Here is a 13,645-nt window from a genome sequence, read left to right as displayed (position 1 = left end):
TGAGCCTGACCATCTTCAAGGGAGAGACGATATGAGCGGAATCGGCATTATCGCCACGCTGCGCGTGCAGCCGGACAAGGAAGCGGAATTCGAAGCCGTGTTTGCCGAGCTGGCCCCCGCGGTGCGCGCGAACGAGCCGGGCAACAGCTTCTACAAGCTGTTCCGCACCGCGGAAGCCGGCGTTTACAAGGTGCTGGAATGCTATGACGACGAGGCCGCGGTCGCAGCGCACCGCGCGTCGGACCATTTCCGCACCCTCGGCGCGAAACTCGGCCCCTGCCTCGCCGGGGCGCCCGAAATCGAGAGCCTGCCGGGGGTTTGAGGTCCTAATCTGCGGGCCTAAAGCGTCAGCCATCGTTCGCAATCGTCCCTGACCCGCGCATCGGCGTCGCGCAGGCCGCGTTCGAGCGCCGCCGTTCGTCCCGTCCCGTCTGCGACGGCGGCGAGCGCGGCGATGGCGCTGGCGCGCACCCGCGGCACCGGATGGCTGACCGCCATATGGTCGGCGATGTCGCGGGCGTTGTCGGTCAGGTGGACCGCACAGCGGAGCAGCGCTTCGGTGGGTGTAAGCGTCGGCCGGCTGGCGATCGTGCTCCACCGCGCGGCGTCGGTGCCTAGATCGACCAGATATTGGTCGCGCCACGGGACATGCTCGCCCTCGTCCATGATGTTGAGGCTGACCGAAAGCCGTTCGGGCGGAAGCTGGCTGTGGACGTCGCGGTGGGCGCGGTAGAGGAGCATGCGGCCCTCGCCCAAACTGCTGCGTTCGACGAAGCGCAGGTTCAGCGGCTCGCCGCGGCGGCCATCGACCGCCTCCGCATCATATTCATAATAGTCGCTGACATAGCCCGGACCCCAATAGCCGGCGGTGAGAAAGTGGAAATTATGGTCGTGCGGCACGCCATAGGAAAAGGCGCGCGCGCCGCTGGTGCGATAGGCCTCGTCGCTTGCCGAGGGCCAGATGTTGGCGCGCAGGAAGTGGCCGCGGCGGCTGCGGTGGAGCAGGACCACCTGCGCCGAATAGCGGTTCGCCGCGAGTTGGCCCGCGTGCGCCGCCTTGAGGTCGGCGACGAGGCGGTCGGCGAGGAAATCGCGGTTGCGTGCGAGGCCGCCGAGCAGCGCGGCGCAGCGATCGACGCTGGCGGGATCGCCCAGATCAACGCCGCTTTCGTCGAGCCGCGCGGCGACCTCTTCGAGATCATATTCGGGCGTCGGCGGCGGGGCGATCATCTGGGGCATGGGCATCCTTGGCGGCGCAGAAGGAAGGATAGAGCGCAAGCGTAGCGCCGGCGGCGGCGCGGACTTCGGAGTGCGGGTCGGCGGCGGCCATTGCAGCGAGCGGCGCGCGCGCGGCCGCCGGATCGAGCGCGACAAGCTGGCGCATCGCCGACCAGCGCGCGGCGAAATCGTCATCACGCGTCGCCTCGACAAAGAGCGGCGCGGCGTCGCGGCGACCGAAGGCACCAAGCAGCGCGAGCGCCATCTGCCGAAAGCTGGCGTCGCGGCGGGCGCTCGCGACATGGATCAGCCGGCCGCTCGCAATGTCATAGGTTTGCACGGGGAGCGATGACGGCGGGTGGACCGCGAGGTCGAGCAGCAACAGGTCGCCGCTCGCACCGACGAGCGTTATCGCCTCGCGCGCGGTGTCGAGGCGCAGGATCGTGCCTTTCGGGAGCGGTTGCGGCGGATCGCTTTCGCAGCATCCCGCCCCCGCCGCGGTGAAGGCCGGCCGAGCGGCCGCGCCGACGATGCGGTGCCGACGCAGCCGGGCGCTGCCGCCCGCCAGGATGCGGATCGCGGCAGCCCCGGCACGGAAGCTGGCGGTCACGGGATCGGCCGCGCCCGCAGTGAAAGGCTGAAGCAGCAGCGACAGGCGGATCGCGCCGCGCTCGGCGAGTACCAACCCGCAAGGCCCGTCGCCGCCGCCGACGAGGCGCAGCGGCGGCCGCGCGAAGGGATCGGCGGCAATCAGCGTCAGCGCCGCGGCGAGCCGCGCGCGGAGCCAGCCGATATCGGCGAGCCAAGGCAGCAGCGCGTCGATCGCGGCGGCAGGCGGCGCATCCGCGAGCGCGTCCATCGCGGCGATCAGGCCGCCGGGGCAGGTGTCTTTGGCGCGCCAGTCCTCCGCCAGAGCATCGGTGGCCTCGCGGGCTGCCTCGCAGCGTGCGGGGTCGTGGCGGGGGAAATGATCGTGGCGCGACATGGCGTGCGATCCGGGCCGACGCAGAGGCAGTGCTCCGCGTCGGCGCACGGTCAACCGCGCACGATGGTTGCAATGGTCACGGCGATGTCGAACACCGACCCGTCGGTCGTCGTGTCGGGACCGATCGTCGATCCGTACAGGCCGACCGCGGTGTCGAGCAGCGGCAGCGCGTCGATGGCAATGGGCGGAAATTCCATAATCCCTCCTGTCTGAAACGGCGGCGTCGATGCCGCCGGCGACAGGGCTAGGAAGGCGCCGGAGCGAAGCCCAATTAACTTCGCGTAATCGCCGGTGCGAGCCAGAGCGACAGGCCGGGTGGCGGATCGACAGGCGGCGTTTCGGTAACGTGACGCACCGCATCGGCGCGCGCGCGAGCCAGGATCGCGGGCGGCGTCGCAGCGGGGTGGAAGATATGGTCGGCTTCACCCAGCAGGCGCGCGGCGCGCAGCGTCAGATCGTCGGGATCGTCGCTGGCGAGCGCGATCATCTCAAGGCGCGCGGGCGCCGCCACATGATCGGCGGCGAGCCAGGCAGCGACGGCCTGTTCGTCCGGCCCGGCAACCGGATCGAGCACACCGCCGGGCACCAGCGCGGCATCGATCGCGCGGCGGCGGTCGGCGGCATCGGGCCAGCGCGCCTTCATCGCGCCGCGCGCGGTGAACAGCGCGGTCGCAAGATTGCCGAGGGTGGCAGGCAGCAACACCTCGATCCGCTGGCGCACCGCCTTGGCGAGCCCGGCCGACGCACCGCCGGTGCCGACCGCGATCGTTACCGGCGCGCGGTCGACGATCGCGGGGGTGGTGAAATCGCAAAGATCGGGCCGATCGACGACATTGACGAGAAGGCCGCGCGCGCGCAGCTCCGCCGCCGCCTCTTCGGCGCCCTCGTCCAGCGCAACAAAGGCAATCGCCGCGCCGTCTTCCCACTGCGGCACGATCCGCCCGCCGGCGCGCGCAATCAGCCGCGCCTTCGCATCGGCAGCCTCCCCCTCCCCGACCAGCACGACCGTGCGGCCCGCAAGGTTCAGGAAGAGGGGAAGCTGGTGCATCGGCAATATCCTTCAACCATTGCAAGCCGTGTGCTCCCGCGAAGGCGGGAGCCCATCTCCGGCAGGTGCCAACTCGAAGCGGCAGGAGATGGGTCCCCGCCTTCGCGGGGACACACATAATTTCGATGGAATTCTAGCCGAACGCAATCTTGTTCAGTCGATCCAGTCGGGGACGCGTTCGGCGGCCATGATCGTGCCGGCGGGGATACGGTCGGCAACGACGATATAGCGGTCGCCGTCGACGAGCACTTCGGGAACCAGGCTGCGGCTGTTGTAGGTCGACGCCATCGTCGCGCCATAGGCGCCCGCGGTGCGGAAAACGGCGAGATCGCCCGCCGCAACCTTGTCGATCACGCGGTCGCGCGCGAAGGTGTCGCCGGTTTCGCACACCGGGCCGACGATCGAGGCGGTCATCGTCTCGCCGCTCGGGCGCACCGCCTGGAAATCGTGCCACGCGTCGTAGAGCGCCGGACGTGCCAGATCGTTCATCGCCGCATCGACGATGACGAAATCGCTCTGCGCCCCCGGCTTGACCCACAGCACTTCGGTGAGCAGCACGCCGGCGTTGCCCGCGATGACGCGCCCGGGTTCGAACATCAAGGCGACGTCCCAGTCGCGGGTGACGCGCGCGACCATCGCTCCATAATCGGCGGGGCTCGGCGGGTTGTCACCCTCCTTGTAGGGAACACCGAGCCCGCCGCCGAGGTCGACATGGGTGATGTCGTGCCCCGCAGCGCGCAGGTCGGCGATCAGCCGTCCGACGCGGACGAACGCCGCCTCCAGCGGGTCGAGGCTGGTGAGCTGGCTGCCGATATGGAGCGCGATGCCGCGCAGTTTCAGGCCAGGCAGCCGCGCGAGCCGGTCGAATATCTGCGGAGCGACGTCGATGCCGACGCCGAACTTGTTTTCGGCCTTGCCGGTCGAAATCTTGGCGTGGGTGCCCGCGTCGACGTCGGGATTGACGCGCAGCACCGCCTGCGCGGTCATTTCCTTCCGCGCTGCGATCTCTGCGAGCGCGACGCCTTCGGGTTCATGTTCGATGTTGAATTGGCCGATGCCGCGGTCGAGACCAAGCGCCAGTTCGGCGCGCGTCTTTCCGACGCCCGAAAAGACGATGTCTTCGGGCGCCATCCCCGACGCGATCGCGCGTTCGAGCTCGCCGCCCGACACGACGTCGGCGCCATAGCCCTGCCGCGCGAGGACACGCAGCACGCCGAGGTTGGGGTTGCACTTGATCGCAAAGGCAATGTGCTTGCGCGGAATATCGGCGAGCGCGTCGCGAAACACCTGCGCATGGCGTTCGAGCGTCGCGCGCGAATAGACATAGACGGGGGTGCCGATTTCCTCGGCAATGCGCGGCAAGGGGATGTCTTCGGCGTAGAGAACGCCGTCACGATAAGCAAAATGATCCATGGAAAAGGTCCTGAACTCAGCCCGGAGGCGGCAAGTCGAAATCGTCGGGTTCGCGCTTTTCGGATCGTTTAAGAAGGTCGTCGCTGCGCGCGGGCCGGGCCTGCGCGTCAGGCGTCGTAAGCTCCTCCGTGGTCGGCTGGCGCTGTGCCCCGATGGGCAGCGCGGGCGGGGCCGAACCCGCCACCGGCTTCAGATCTTCCTTCTTGCCGCACGCGCCAAGCGTCACGAGCGCAGCGCTCGAAGCGGCCAGCAAAATCGTCGTGCGGATCTTTGCCATCACCTAAATCTCCAGCGCCGCGCGCGCCGCGGCAACGGCCTGCCTTACCCGTTCGGGCGCGGTGCCGCCATAGCTCATGCGGCTGGCGACCGACGCCTCGACCGTCAGCGCCGCGAGCGCGGCGGGCGTGACCGCGGCATGGATCGCCGCCGCTTCGTCCGCCGGAAGCGCCGACAATTCAACGCCGAGCTCTTCCGATCGTTTCACGCAGGCACCAACGATATGGTGCGCCTCGCGGAACGGCACCCCCGCCTCGCGCACCAGCCAGTCGGCCAGATCGGTCGCGGTCGAAAAGCCCGATGCGGCGAGCGCGCGCATCCGGTCGGTGCGAAAGGCCAGCGTGTCGACCATGCCGGTCATCGCGGCGAGCGACAGCGCGAGCGCGTCGAAGGCGCCGAAGACCGTTTCCTTGTCGTCCTGCAAATCCTTCGAATAGGTGAGCGGCAGCCCCTTCACGATCACCGAAAGCCGCTGGAACGCACCGAGCAGCAGGCCGGCGCGGCCACGCACCAGTTCGGCGGCATCGGGATTGCGCTTTTGCGGCATGATCGAGCTGCCCGTCGACCAGGCGTCGGGCAGGCTGACGAAACCGAAGGGCTGGCTGGCCCAGATCACGATCTCTTCGGCAAGGCGCGAGAGGTGAATCGCGGCAATCGAGGCGGCGGCGCAAAATTCGAGCGCGAAATCGCGGTCCGATACGGCGTCGATGCTGTTCGCCATCGGCCGGTCGAAACCGAGCGCCGCTGCGGTCGCAGCGCGGTCGAGCGGGAAGCTGGTGCCCGCCAGCGCCGCGGCGCCGAGCGGCGATTCGTTGAGCCGCGCGCGCGCGTCGGCGAAGCGGCCGCGATCGCGGGCGAACATCTCGACATAGGCGAGCAGATGGTGGCCGAGCGTCACCGGCTGCGCGACCTGCAGATGCGTGAAACCGGGCATGATGCTGCCCGCATGTTCGTCGGCGCGCGCGAGCAGAGCGTTCTGAAGCGCCTTGAGCCCGGCATCGATCCGGTCGCACGCGGTGCGCACCCAGAGGCGAAAATCGGTCGCGACCTGATCGTTGCGCGAGCGCGCGGTGTGAAGCCGCCCGGCCGCTTCGCCGACCAGTTCCTTGAGGCGCGATTCGACCGTCATGTGAATATCTTCGAGCGCAAGATCGACCGGCACACCGTTCGCGGCGAACTCGTCGGCGATCTGCGCCAGCCCGCGATCGATGGTTGCCGCGTCCGCGGCGGCGATGATCCCCTGCGCGCCGAGCATCGCGGCATGCGCACGGCTGGCGGCGATATCCTCTTCCCACAAGCGTTTGTCGACGGGGATCGAGGCGTTTATCTCTTGCATGATCGCCGCAGGTCCGCCACCGAAGCGGCCGCCCCACATGCTGTTGCTATCGGGAGTATTCGCCATCCGCCGCGTTCCAAATCTTCGTCTTGCCGTGCTGGCCCTGCTGATCGCCGGTTCCGTCGCGGGGTGCGATAGGCAAAAGGAGGCCTCGGAGCAAGCAGGCGCGGGCCAAGCAAATATTTCGCCCGGCGAAGCGGCGCATGTCCGCGACCCCGCCACCTTTCAGCATGTCGTCGAGCGCGGCAACGCCGGCAAGGCCGGACCGGTCGCCGTCTTTCGCGGTCCCGACGACGCGCCGGTGACGGTCGCGTCGTTTCGCGGCAAGCCGCTGCTGGTCAATCTGTGGGCGACCTGGTGTGCGCCCTGCGTCGCCGAAATGCCGACGCTCGATGCGCTTGCCGCGCAAAAGGCAGGCAAGCTGACGGTCGTAGCGGTGGCGCAGAATCTGCAAGGCGCCGCGGTCGTCGATCCCTGGTTCCAGAAGGCGGGGCTGAAGGCGCTGCAACCCTATCTCGATCCGCAGAACACCTTGTTGGACGCAGCGAATACCGCGCTGCCGACGAGCATCCTCTACGATGCGAACGGGCGCGAACTGTGGCGCGTGGTCGGCGCCATCGACTGGCAGGGCGAGGAAGCGAAGGCGCTCCTGGCCGAAGGCGGGGTATAGAATGAAGACGGCGGACGCGTAGCGCCCGCAGCCTTTTGAGACATAATCGTTTCGACAATCAGCCTTCGATCGAGACGCGCCCCACAGGATAGCCCTTCTTGCGCATCACCTTGGTATAATCCTTGTCGGCGTCGACGACTTCGGTCGCCCATTCGTCCCATGCATCCCAGCGATCCTCGCGGTCGGTTGCGCGGCCAAGGTCACTCTTGAGCTCCTTTTCAGCCTCAAGAATATCGGTGCGATAATTGTACCAATATTTATTGTACACACCGGCAATCGGCACGCTGCGAACCGGGGGGCGATCGAAACCCGGCGGCATCGACCCATAGGGGACCGTCGCCATTGCGGCACCGGCCGGAAGAGCCATAAGCGCCGCCAAAGTCGTCCATTTTTTCATCGTTCGTCTCCTTGGTGGACCCTGCTGGTCAGGAGAAAGAACGAAAGAGAACCGGCTTTTCTTCACGGACCGACGAGGATTCGACACGCCTCGCGGCGGAATCGTCCACGGCCGTCCCCGCAAGCGAGGCGGCGCCTCCGTCCGACGCCCCTACCCCGGATGCGCCTCGTCACCGACGCTCGATTTGAGCAGCCCGCGGAACACGTCCTGCGCGGTCCGTTTGCCCTGCGTCACGTCGAAGACGTCGCGCGCGATCGGCATCGCGATACCGTGGCGATCGGCGAGCGCCATCACCGTGGGCGCGCTTTTCACGCCTTCGGCGACCATGTGCATGTCGGCGATGATCGCGTCGATATGGCGCCCCTTGCCGAGTTCGACCCCGACGTGGCGGTTGCGCGACAGCGGGCTGGTGCAGGTCGCGATCAGGTCGCCCATGCCGGTCAGACCGGCGAAGGTTTCGGGGCGCCCGCCCATCGCGACGCCGAGCCGGGTGATTTCGGCCAGCCCGCGCGTCATCAGCCCGGCGCGCGTATTGTCGCCCGCGCCGAGCCCGTCGCCCATGCCGACCGCAATCGCGATGATATTCTTGAGCACCCCGCCGAGTTCGCAACCGAGCAGGTCGGTGTTGGTATAGACGCGGAACAGCCCCGAATGGAAAAGCGGGTGCAGCGCGCGCACGACGATTTCATCCTCCATCGACAGTACGCTCGCCGCCGCCTGGCCGCTCATGATCTCGCGCGCGAGATTGGGGCCGGTGAGCACGCCGACGGGATGGCCGGGCAGCACCTCTTCGATTACCTCGGTCATCCGCTTGCCGGTCGCGAGTTCGAGTCCCTTGGTCAGGCTGATCACCGGCACCCAGGGGCGCAGATGATCGCGTGCTTCCTCCAGCACCGCGCGAAAGCTGTGCGACGGCACGCCCATGACGAGGACGTCGGCGCCCGCCACCGCTTCGCCGAGATCGGCCGTCGCGCGCAGCGCCGTGGGCAGGCGGATGCCGGGCAGATATTTGCGGTTTTCCTGATCGCGGTTGATGCCATCGACCGTTTCGGCGTCGCGCGCCCACAAGGTGATCGGCGCGTTGCGCGATACCGTCGCGGCGACCGTCGTCCCCCAGCTCCCCCCGCCGAGGAGGCCCACTTTCAGGCGCATGTCTCTCTCCCTGTTTCGGGCGAGAGTGGCGCGCTTGCGCGCGATTGGCAAGCCGGTCCTCCCCGTGCCGCAGGCATGGTCCCCCTCCCCACCGCTGCGCGGCTGGGTGAATTCAGAGCCCGGCGAGAAAATCCTTCATCAGCGCGGCGGTGGCCTTCGGGTCCTCGACCATCGGGACATGGCCGACATGATCGAGCACATGCGCGCGGCTGTTCGCGATGCCCGCTTCGAGCACGGCGACGCAGCTGACGTCGATCAGCCGGTCGTGGCGGCCCCAGATGATCAGCGTCGGCACCGTCACCTCGCCCAGCCGGTCGTTGAGCGGCCGGTCGCGCATCTCGGTCGCAATAACCCAGAAGGCGGTATCGAGCTGATCGCGATATTTGAGCGCGTCGGCATAGAGCACCGGCTTCAATCGCGACGGCACGAAGGGCGGTTTGTGGACGACCATCGCGACGAGGCGGTCGGCATCCTCGATACCCGCCAGGACGAGCGGGTTATAATCCTCGTTCGCCGCCTGCTTCTGAAGGTCGCTCTCATTCGCGCCCGCGACCCCGGCATTGTCGATCAGGATCAGGCTGGCGAGCGCATCGGGAAAGTCGAGCGCGTAGCGCAGCGCGATCCAGCCGCCCATGCTGTTGCCCGCGATATGCAGCTGCCGCAGTCCGAGCGCATCGACGAATGCCTTCAGCCGCGCGGTCTGCGCTTCGATGTCATAGGCGAGATCGGGGTTGCGTTCATTCTCGCCGAAGCCGGGGAGATCGGGTGCGACGACATGATAGTCGCGCGTCAGAAAGGGGGCGAGAAACGACCAATTATCCTTGTCGCCCGAAAAGCCGTGGACGAGCAGCAGCGTCGGCTTCGCGCGATCGCCGCCCTCCAGATAGGGCCAGGCGCGGCCGTCGACGGTAACGCTTTTCTGCACCGTGCCGCCGCGCCGCCGGAGCAGCGCGCGACCGATCGCGACGAGGCGGCCGGGGAAGACGAAATAGAAGATCGCGAGCGCGATGAGCGGCGCGAAGAGGAGGATGAGAAGGATTTTCATTGTCTAATTCCCTCTTCCGTTCGCCCTGAGCTTGTCGAAGGGCCGTTCTTTCTTTCGGCGTTCACCAGAAGGACGGTGCTTCGACAAGCTCAGCACGAACGGACTTTGGCTATGGCCGCGGAACATGCGCGTCAAACCAGCCGATCAGATCGTCCAGCACCGCATCGCGTTCGGGCTCGTTATAGATCTCGTGGAACAGGCCGGGATAGATTTCGAGGCGCTTGTCGGCCGAGGCGACATGGTCGAACAGATAGTGCGACCCCGCCACCGAGGCGAGGCTGTCATGGTCGCCGTGCTGGAGCAGGATCGGCAGCCTGATTTTCGGTGCGCCTGCCTGCGCGGCCGCCATCGCGTCCATGAATTCCTTGCCGAGCCGCGCGCCGATCTTTCCCGTATAGACAAGCGGATCGGCAAGATAGGCGGCGACCACCGCCGGATCGCGGCTCACCCCGTTGGGATCGAGCGCCAATACGCCGAGGCGCGGAAAAAAGCGCGACAGAAAGCGGCTGATCCAGACGGTAAAGCGCGAAGGCGGCGCACCGGGGACAATCGCCGGGCCGGACAGTGCGGCGGCGACAAAGGCGTCCTGCCGGTGGATCAGGAACAGCGTCGCGATCAGGCCGCCCATGCTGTGTCCGAGCAGCAGGCGCGGCGCGCCCGGATGGTTGACCTCGACGAGCGTCAGCAGTTCGGCCATGCCGTCGGTGAAGGCCGAAAAGCGCGGGACATAGCCCCCCTCGCCATCCGACTTGCCATGGCCCCAATGGTCGACCGCATAGACGGCATAGCCGGCGTCGGTGAGCCGTTTTGCCACATGGGCGTAACGCCCGGCGTGCTCGGCATAGCCGTGCGCGAGGAGGATCACGGCCTTGGGCGCCGCGGCGGGAAGCCAATGGGTGACGTGCAGCATCGCGCCGACGCCCGCCGATCCCGGCGGCAGCATCACCCCCGCGCCGCTCACCGGACCGGCTTTTTGAGCGCCGCGCTGCGGTGGCCGGGGCCGTCGTCGCCGCCCTTGTCGATGCGCGCGAGGATGGCGTCGAGCGCGCGGCTGATCGCGGTCTGGGTGCGCACCATCTCGATCTTCGGCCAGGCGGTGCGCATGCCGGTGTCGATCAGTTCGTCGATATCGTCCTGCGACAGATCGGACAAAATCTTCGTCGGCGACCAGAATTTGGGCGGCCGGATGATGTTGATGTCGCCGGTATATTCCTGATTGATCAGCGAGCGCGCCATATTGGCGAGGCTGTTGAGCGGCGGCACCAGTTCGAGGGGCTTCTGGAAGATCACCATATTGGCGTTGAGCCACGCCTTGAAGGTCGCCATCGACGCATGCTGAATGGCCTCGATCGGCGCCATCTGCTTGCGCGTGTCGGTCGCGAAAGGCAGCGCGAGCGGGTTCGCCTGGCTGACGATATGATGGTTGACGCCGTAGAGGCGTTCGAGCCGCTTGGTCGGAATGTCGTGCGTCACCGACCCGTCGACCCAGCGCCGGTCGGGCTGATAGGGCACGCGCTTGCCCGCCTCGTCGCGCGCCATCAGCATGACCGGCGGAAAGACGCCCGGTACCGCGCACGAGGCAAGCACCGCTTCGCGGATCAGCACATTGGGCGCAGTGATCGCGTTGAGCAGGCGGCCGTTCTGATATTTTTCGGCCGGCGCGACCGATACGTTGAGATGCCGGCCGCTGACTTCATAGGCTTCCTGAAAGGTCAGGTCGGGAATGAGTTCGGCGAGGCGCGCGGCGACCTCATCAGGGGCGAGGCGGCGCACTTCGGGATCGCGGTCGGCGCTGGCGAGCTTGTCGCTGGCCAGAAAGGCGCCGACTTCGGCATCCTTGCGCGTGCAGACGACCGCGGCGACGATCGACCCGCCGCTCGATCCCGCGAGGATCGTCGGCAGCACGCCTTCGTCCCACAGCGCTTTCACGACGCCGACATGGAAATAGAGAAAGCTGCCCGACCCCGACAGCAGCAGCGCCGAACGGCCGTAGCAATGCTGGGCGCGGCGGAAGAAATCGCGCTTTTCGTCGCGCGGGATGCTGCGCGCCGCGGCGATCTTGCCCAGCGCGGAGACGACCTCTGCCACATAATCCTCGATCAGCCTTTTGGTGCCGAAGCGCGCCTTTTGATACAGGCGTTCGTGGCCCATGCCGTCGATATTGCCGTGGATGCCTTCGTTGAGGACGAAGAGCAGCCCCTTCACATCGCCCGCCGCCGACAGCTTGCGCAGCCGTTCGAGGCGGGCGCGGATCGCGCGATAGTCGAAATGCTTGCTTTCGTCGGCGTCGCGCCACACCTGCATCCCCGATTTGCCGTCGGCAGCAATCGCCGCTCTGGTCCAGGCGGCATAGTCGGGCGCCTTCGCCAGATCGGCGTCCACGCTGAGCGTCGGGGAAAAGATCATTCGATGGTCCTGCAACTCGCCTATTTTTTGCGATTCTTGCCGCTAGCGGCGGCTTTGGCAACCGGTTTCGCCCTGCCCTTCGTGGCAGGTTTCGCCGTCGGCTTTGCCTTGGCCGCGGGCTTTGCCGCCGCTTTCGGCTTTGCCGTAGCGGCTTTGTGCCCGGCAGCAGCCTTTTCGGGCGTGGGCTGAGCGGCGAGCAAGTCGGCGAAACTTTCGTCGATGCACGTACGAAAGAAGGCGATGTCGGGCATGATCGCGCGTTCGGAGATGATCGAGAAGCCGACCTGACCGTTATAGCTGGGGGTCGCGATGAACAGCCCCATATTGTTGGCGAGCGGGCCCGCGCCATATTGCTGCACAAGCTGCGCGCCCGCGAGATAGAGCGGAACCTGCGCGCCCGGCACGTTCGAGATAAAAAGATTGGTGCCGCGCACCGCGAACCGCTCGCTCGTCAGGATGCGCGCAACCGCCGCCATCGTCGCGCCCGGAATATGCTGCGACAGGTCGGTCATGATCCGCGCGCTGACGCCCGCCTTTGCCTCCTTCGCCTCCACCGTATAGTCGCGGATCGCCGCGAGGCGCTTCAGCGGATCGGCGATGTCGGTGCGCAGCGGCACGCTCATCGCGGTCACCTGATTGCCGGGACTGTCGGCCTTGCCGCCCTTGCCGCGCCGGTTGATCGGGGCGACCGCGACGACGCTTTCCTTGGGCAGTTCGCCATGCGCCTGAAGATATTTGCGCAGCGCGCCGGCGCAGGTCGCAAGGATGACGTCGTTGACCGTCGCGCCGGGCACCTTTGCCCGCACCTTCGCGATATCGGCGAGCGCAACCCGGGTCGCGTCGAACATCTTGTGCGGGCCGACGGGTGCGTTGAAGCGCGTTTCGGGGACGCCCGCGGTCATCCCCTGATCGCTGAGCATCGACTTGCGCGCCGCGGTCATCAGCGAGGGCGACACCTTGAGCAGCGCGTTCATGAATTTGACCGGCGATTGCATCGACGCGGTCCAGGCGCGCGTGGCGACCTCCGCGCTCGACGGCGCGCGCCCGAGATCCTCGACCGGCGCGCCGGGGATTGCCGGCGTCCCCTTGGCGTCGATGTCGCTCATCGCGATGAAGGCATGCGCGCCCGATGCGCCGTCGACCGCGGCGTGATGGACGCGGTGGAGCATCGCGAAGCTGCCCTTCGGGATGCCGGGGATGCGGTCGAGCCCCTCGATGATATAGATGTCCCAAAGCGGCCGGTTCATATCCATCGGCTTCGAGAAATAGCGCGCGACCGCGATGCAGAATTGCCGCCAGTCGCCGGGTTCGGGCAGGCGCGCGTGGCTCATATGCGCTTCGATGTCGAAATGTTCGTCCTCGACCCAATAGGGATGGTCGAGATCGAGCGGCAGCCGGTGGAGCCGACGTTTGAACAGCGGCGATGTGTCGACGCGCGACTGGACGTGCGCGATGATGTCCTTGAACCGCACGAAGCCGCCCGGCGCCGTCGACGGGTCGTAGATATAGATACCCATGATATGCGTCAGATTGTTCGCGGTCTGGGTATAGAGGAACTGGGCGTCCTGGGCGCTGAGTTGCTTAAGCATGCGAACCTCCATCCAACATCGATGATCCCGTCATTGCGAGCGGAGCGAAGCAATCTCCCGTCACCGGCCGGGCGCCGGGACAAAGGCGGGCGATTGCCGCATCGCCTGCG

At 67.1% G+C, this 13,645-nt stretch carries 14 protein-coding genes and 1 pseudogene; 2 read left to right on the top strand and 13 right to left on the bottom strand.

Annotated elements, in window-relative coordinates:
- Positions 1-31: 31 nt before the first annotated feature.
- Entirely contained in the window at positions 32-322 is a 291-nt protein-coding gene (locus tag STE01S_RS16955; RefSeq protein ID WP_062769903.1) for a putative quinol monooxygenase, read from the top strand.
- A 17-nt stretch (positions 323-339) separates the two neighbouring features.
- On the opposite strand, the gene STE01S_RS16950 is transcribed toward STE01S_RS16955, so the two are convergent.
- The 7 genes from STE01S_RS16950 to argH form a co-directional block, all read right to left on the bottom strand.
- Positions 340-1,239, bottom strand: coding sequence for a transposase (locus tag STE01S_RS16950; protein ID WP_120694217.1), 900 nt, complete (start codon positions 1,237-1,239; stop codon positions 340-342).
- Positions 1,199-2,203 (bottom strand): HEAT repeat domain-containing protein, encoded by a 1,005-nt coding sequence (locus STE01S_RS16945; RefSeq protein WP_062769900.1) that lies wholly within the window; start codon positions 2,201-2,203, stop codon positions 1,199-1,201. Before STE01S_RS16945 ends, STE01S_RS16950 begins: the two co-directional genes overlap by 41 nt.
- A 50-nt stretch (positions 2,204-2,253) precedes the next feature.
- Positions 2,254-2,400, bottom strand: a complete 147-nt coding sequence (locus STE01S_RS20480; protein WP_162928309.1) for a hypothetical protein — start codon at positions 2,398-2,400, stop codon at positions 2,254-2,256.
- A gap of 74 nt (positions 2,401-2,474) precedes the next feature.
- Positions 2,475-3,251, bottom strand: coding sequence for a precorrin-2 dehydrogenase/sirohydrochlorin ferrochelatase family protein (locus STE01S_RS16940; RefSeq protein WP_062769897.1), 777 nt, complete (start codon positions 3,249-3,251; stop codon positions 2,475-2,477).
- A gap of 153 nt (positions 3,252-3,404) precedes the next feature.
- Positions 3,405-4,664 (bottom strand): diaminopimelate decarboxylase, encoded by a 1,260-nt coding sequence (gene lysA, locus STE01S_RS16935; RefSeq protein ID WP_062769894.1) that lies wholly within the window; start codon positions 4,662-4,664, stop codon positions 3,405-3,407.
- Positions 4,665-4,680: 16 nt separating this feature from the next.
- Entirely contained in the window at positions 4,681-4,941 is a 261-nt protein-coding gene (locus STE01S_RS16930; RefSeq protein ID WP_062769891.1) for a hypothetical protein, read from the bottom strand.
- 3 nt (positions 4,942-4,944) lie between these two features.
- The gene (gene argH, locus STE01S_RS16925; RefSeq protein WP_255266005.1) at positions 4,945-6,342 is read right to left on the bottom strand and encodes an argininosuccinate lyase; all 1,398 of its coding nucleotides are present in this window, start codon (positions 6,340-6,342) and stop codon (positions 4,945-4,947) included.
- On the opposite strand from argH, the pseudogene STE01S_RS16920 reads away from it, so the two are divergent.
- A pseudogene (locus STE01S_RS16920) lies at positions 6,275-6,844 on the top strand (TlpA family protein disulfide reductase); the annotation flags it as partial. The gene argH and the pseudogene STE01S_RS16920 sit on opposite strands and share 68 nt — an antisense overlap.
- 160 nt (positions 6,845-7,004) lie before the next feature.
- On the opposite strand, the gene STE01S_RS16915 reads toward STE01S_RS16920, so the two are convergent.
- The 6 genes from STE01S_RS16915 to STE01S_RS16890 all read right to left on the bottom strand — a co-directional run bounded on the left by STE01S_RS16915 (position 7,005) and on the right by STE01S_RS16890 (position 13,535).
- Complete coding sequence (locus STE01S_RS16915) at positions 7,005-7,343, bottom strand: hypothetical protein (RefSeq protein WP_003038837.1); 339 nt, start codon at positions 7,341-7,343, stop codon at positions 7,005-7,007.
- Between the two features lie 150 nt (positions 7,344-7,493).
- Positions 7,494-8,495 carry an NAD(P)H-dependent glycerol-3-phosphate dehydrogenase gene (locus STE01S_RS16910; RefSeq protein WP_003038838.1) on the bottom strand — a complete coding sequence of 334 codons (1,002 nt, stop codon included), beginning with the start codon at positions 8,493-8,495 and terminating at the stop codon, positions 7,494-7,496.
- A 112-nt stretch (positions 8,496-8,607) separates the two neighbouring features.
- Entirely contained in the window at positions 8,608-9,540 is a 933-nt protein-coding gene (locus STE01S_RS16905; RefSeq protein WP_062769882.1) for an alpha/beta fold hydrolase, read from the bottom strand.
- Between the two features lie 109 nt (positions 9,541-9,649).
- Complete coding sequence (locus STE01S_RS16900; RefSeq protein WP_062769879.1) at positions 9,650-10,501, bottom strand: alpha/beta hydrolase; 852 nt, start codon at positions 10,499-10,501, stop codon at positions 9,650-9,652.
- Positions 10,498-11,946 carry a DUF3336 domain-containing protein gene (locus STE01S_RS16895; RefSeq protein ID WP_062769876.1) on the bottom strand — a complete coding sequence of 483 codons (1,449 nt, stop codon included), beginning with the start codon at positions 11,944-11,946 and terminating at the stop codon, positions 10,498-10,500. Before STE01S_RS16895 ends, STE01S_RS16900 begins: the two co-directional genes overlap by 4 nt.
- Before the next feature lie 20 nt (positions 11,947-11,966).
- Entirely contained in the window at positions 11,967-13,535 is a 1,569-nt protein-coding gene (locus STE01S_RS16890) for a wax ester/triacylglycerol synthase family O-acyltransferase (protein WP_255266003.1), read from the bottom strand.
- Positions 13,536-13,645: the final 110 nt, after the last annotated feature.

The organism is Sphingopyxis terrae subsp. terrae NBRC 15098, from assembly GCF_001598815.1.
Classification (GTDB): domain Bacteria; phylum Pseudomonadota; class Alphaproteobacteria; order Sphingomonadales; family Sphingomonadaceae; genus Sphingopyxis; species Sphingopyxis terrae.
Note: the sequence above shows the minus strand (reverse complement) of the source record. Positions and strands in the feature narration are given on the sequence as shown.

Coding starts and splice junctions, on each gene's coding strand:
- STE01S_RS16910 (WP_003038838.1), bottom strand. CDS start 8,495: ATGCGCCTGAAAGTGGGCCTCCTCGGCGGGGGGAGCTGGGGGACGACG.
- STE01S_RS20480 (WP_162928309.1), bottom strand. CDS start 2,400: ATGGAATTTCCGCCCATTGCCATCGACGCGCTGCCGCTGCTCGACACC.
- STE01S_RS16945 (WP_062769900.1), bottom strand. CDS start 2,203: ATGTCGCGCCACGATCATTTCCCCCGCCACGACCCCGCACGCTGCGAG.
- argH (WP_255266005.1), bottom strand. CDS start 6,342: ATGGCGAATACTCCCGATAGCAACAGCATGTGGGGCGGCCGCTTCGGT.
- STE01S_RS16915 (WP_003038837.1), bottom strand. CDS start 7,343: ATGAAAAAATGGACGACTTTGGCGGCGCTTATGGCTCTTCCGGCCGGT.
- STE01S_RS16950 (WP_120694217.1), bottom strand. CDS start 1,239: ATGCCCCAGATGATCGCCCCGCCGCCGACGCCCGAATATGATCTCGAA.
- STE01S_RS16895 (WP_062769876.1), bottom strand. CDS start 11,946: ATGATCTTTTCCCCGACGCTCAGCGTGGACGCCGATCTGGCGAAGGCG.
- lysA (WP_062769894.1), bottom strand. CDS start 4,664: ATGGATCATTTTGCTTATCGTGACGGCGTTCTCTACGCCGAAGACATC.
- STE01S_RS16940 (WP_062769897.1), bottom strand. CDS start 3,251: ATGCACCAGCTTCCCCTCTTCCTGAACCTTGCGGGCCGCACGGTCGTG.
- STE01S_RS16890 (WP_255266003.1), bottom strand. CDS start 13,535: ATGCTTAAGCAACTCAGCGCCCAGGACGCCCAGTTCCTCTATACCCAG.
- STE01S_RS16955 (WP_062769903.1), top strand. CDS start 32: ATGAGCGGAATCGGCATTATCGCCACGCTGCGCGTGCAGCCGGACAAG.
- STE01S_RS16905 (WP_062769882.1), bottom strand. CDS start 9,540: ATGAAAATCCTTCTCATCCTCCTCTTCGCGCCGCTCATCGCGCTCGCG.
- STE01S_RS16930 (WP_062769891.1), bottom strand. CDS start 4,941: ATGGCAAAGATCCGCACGACGATTTTGCTGGCCGCTTCGAGCGCTGCG.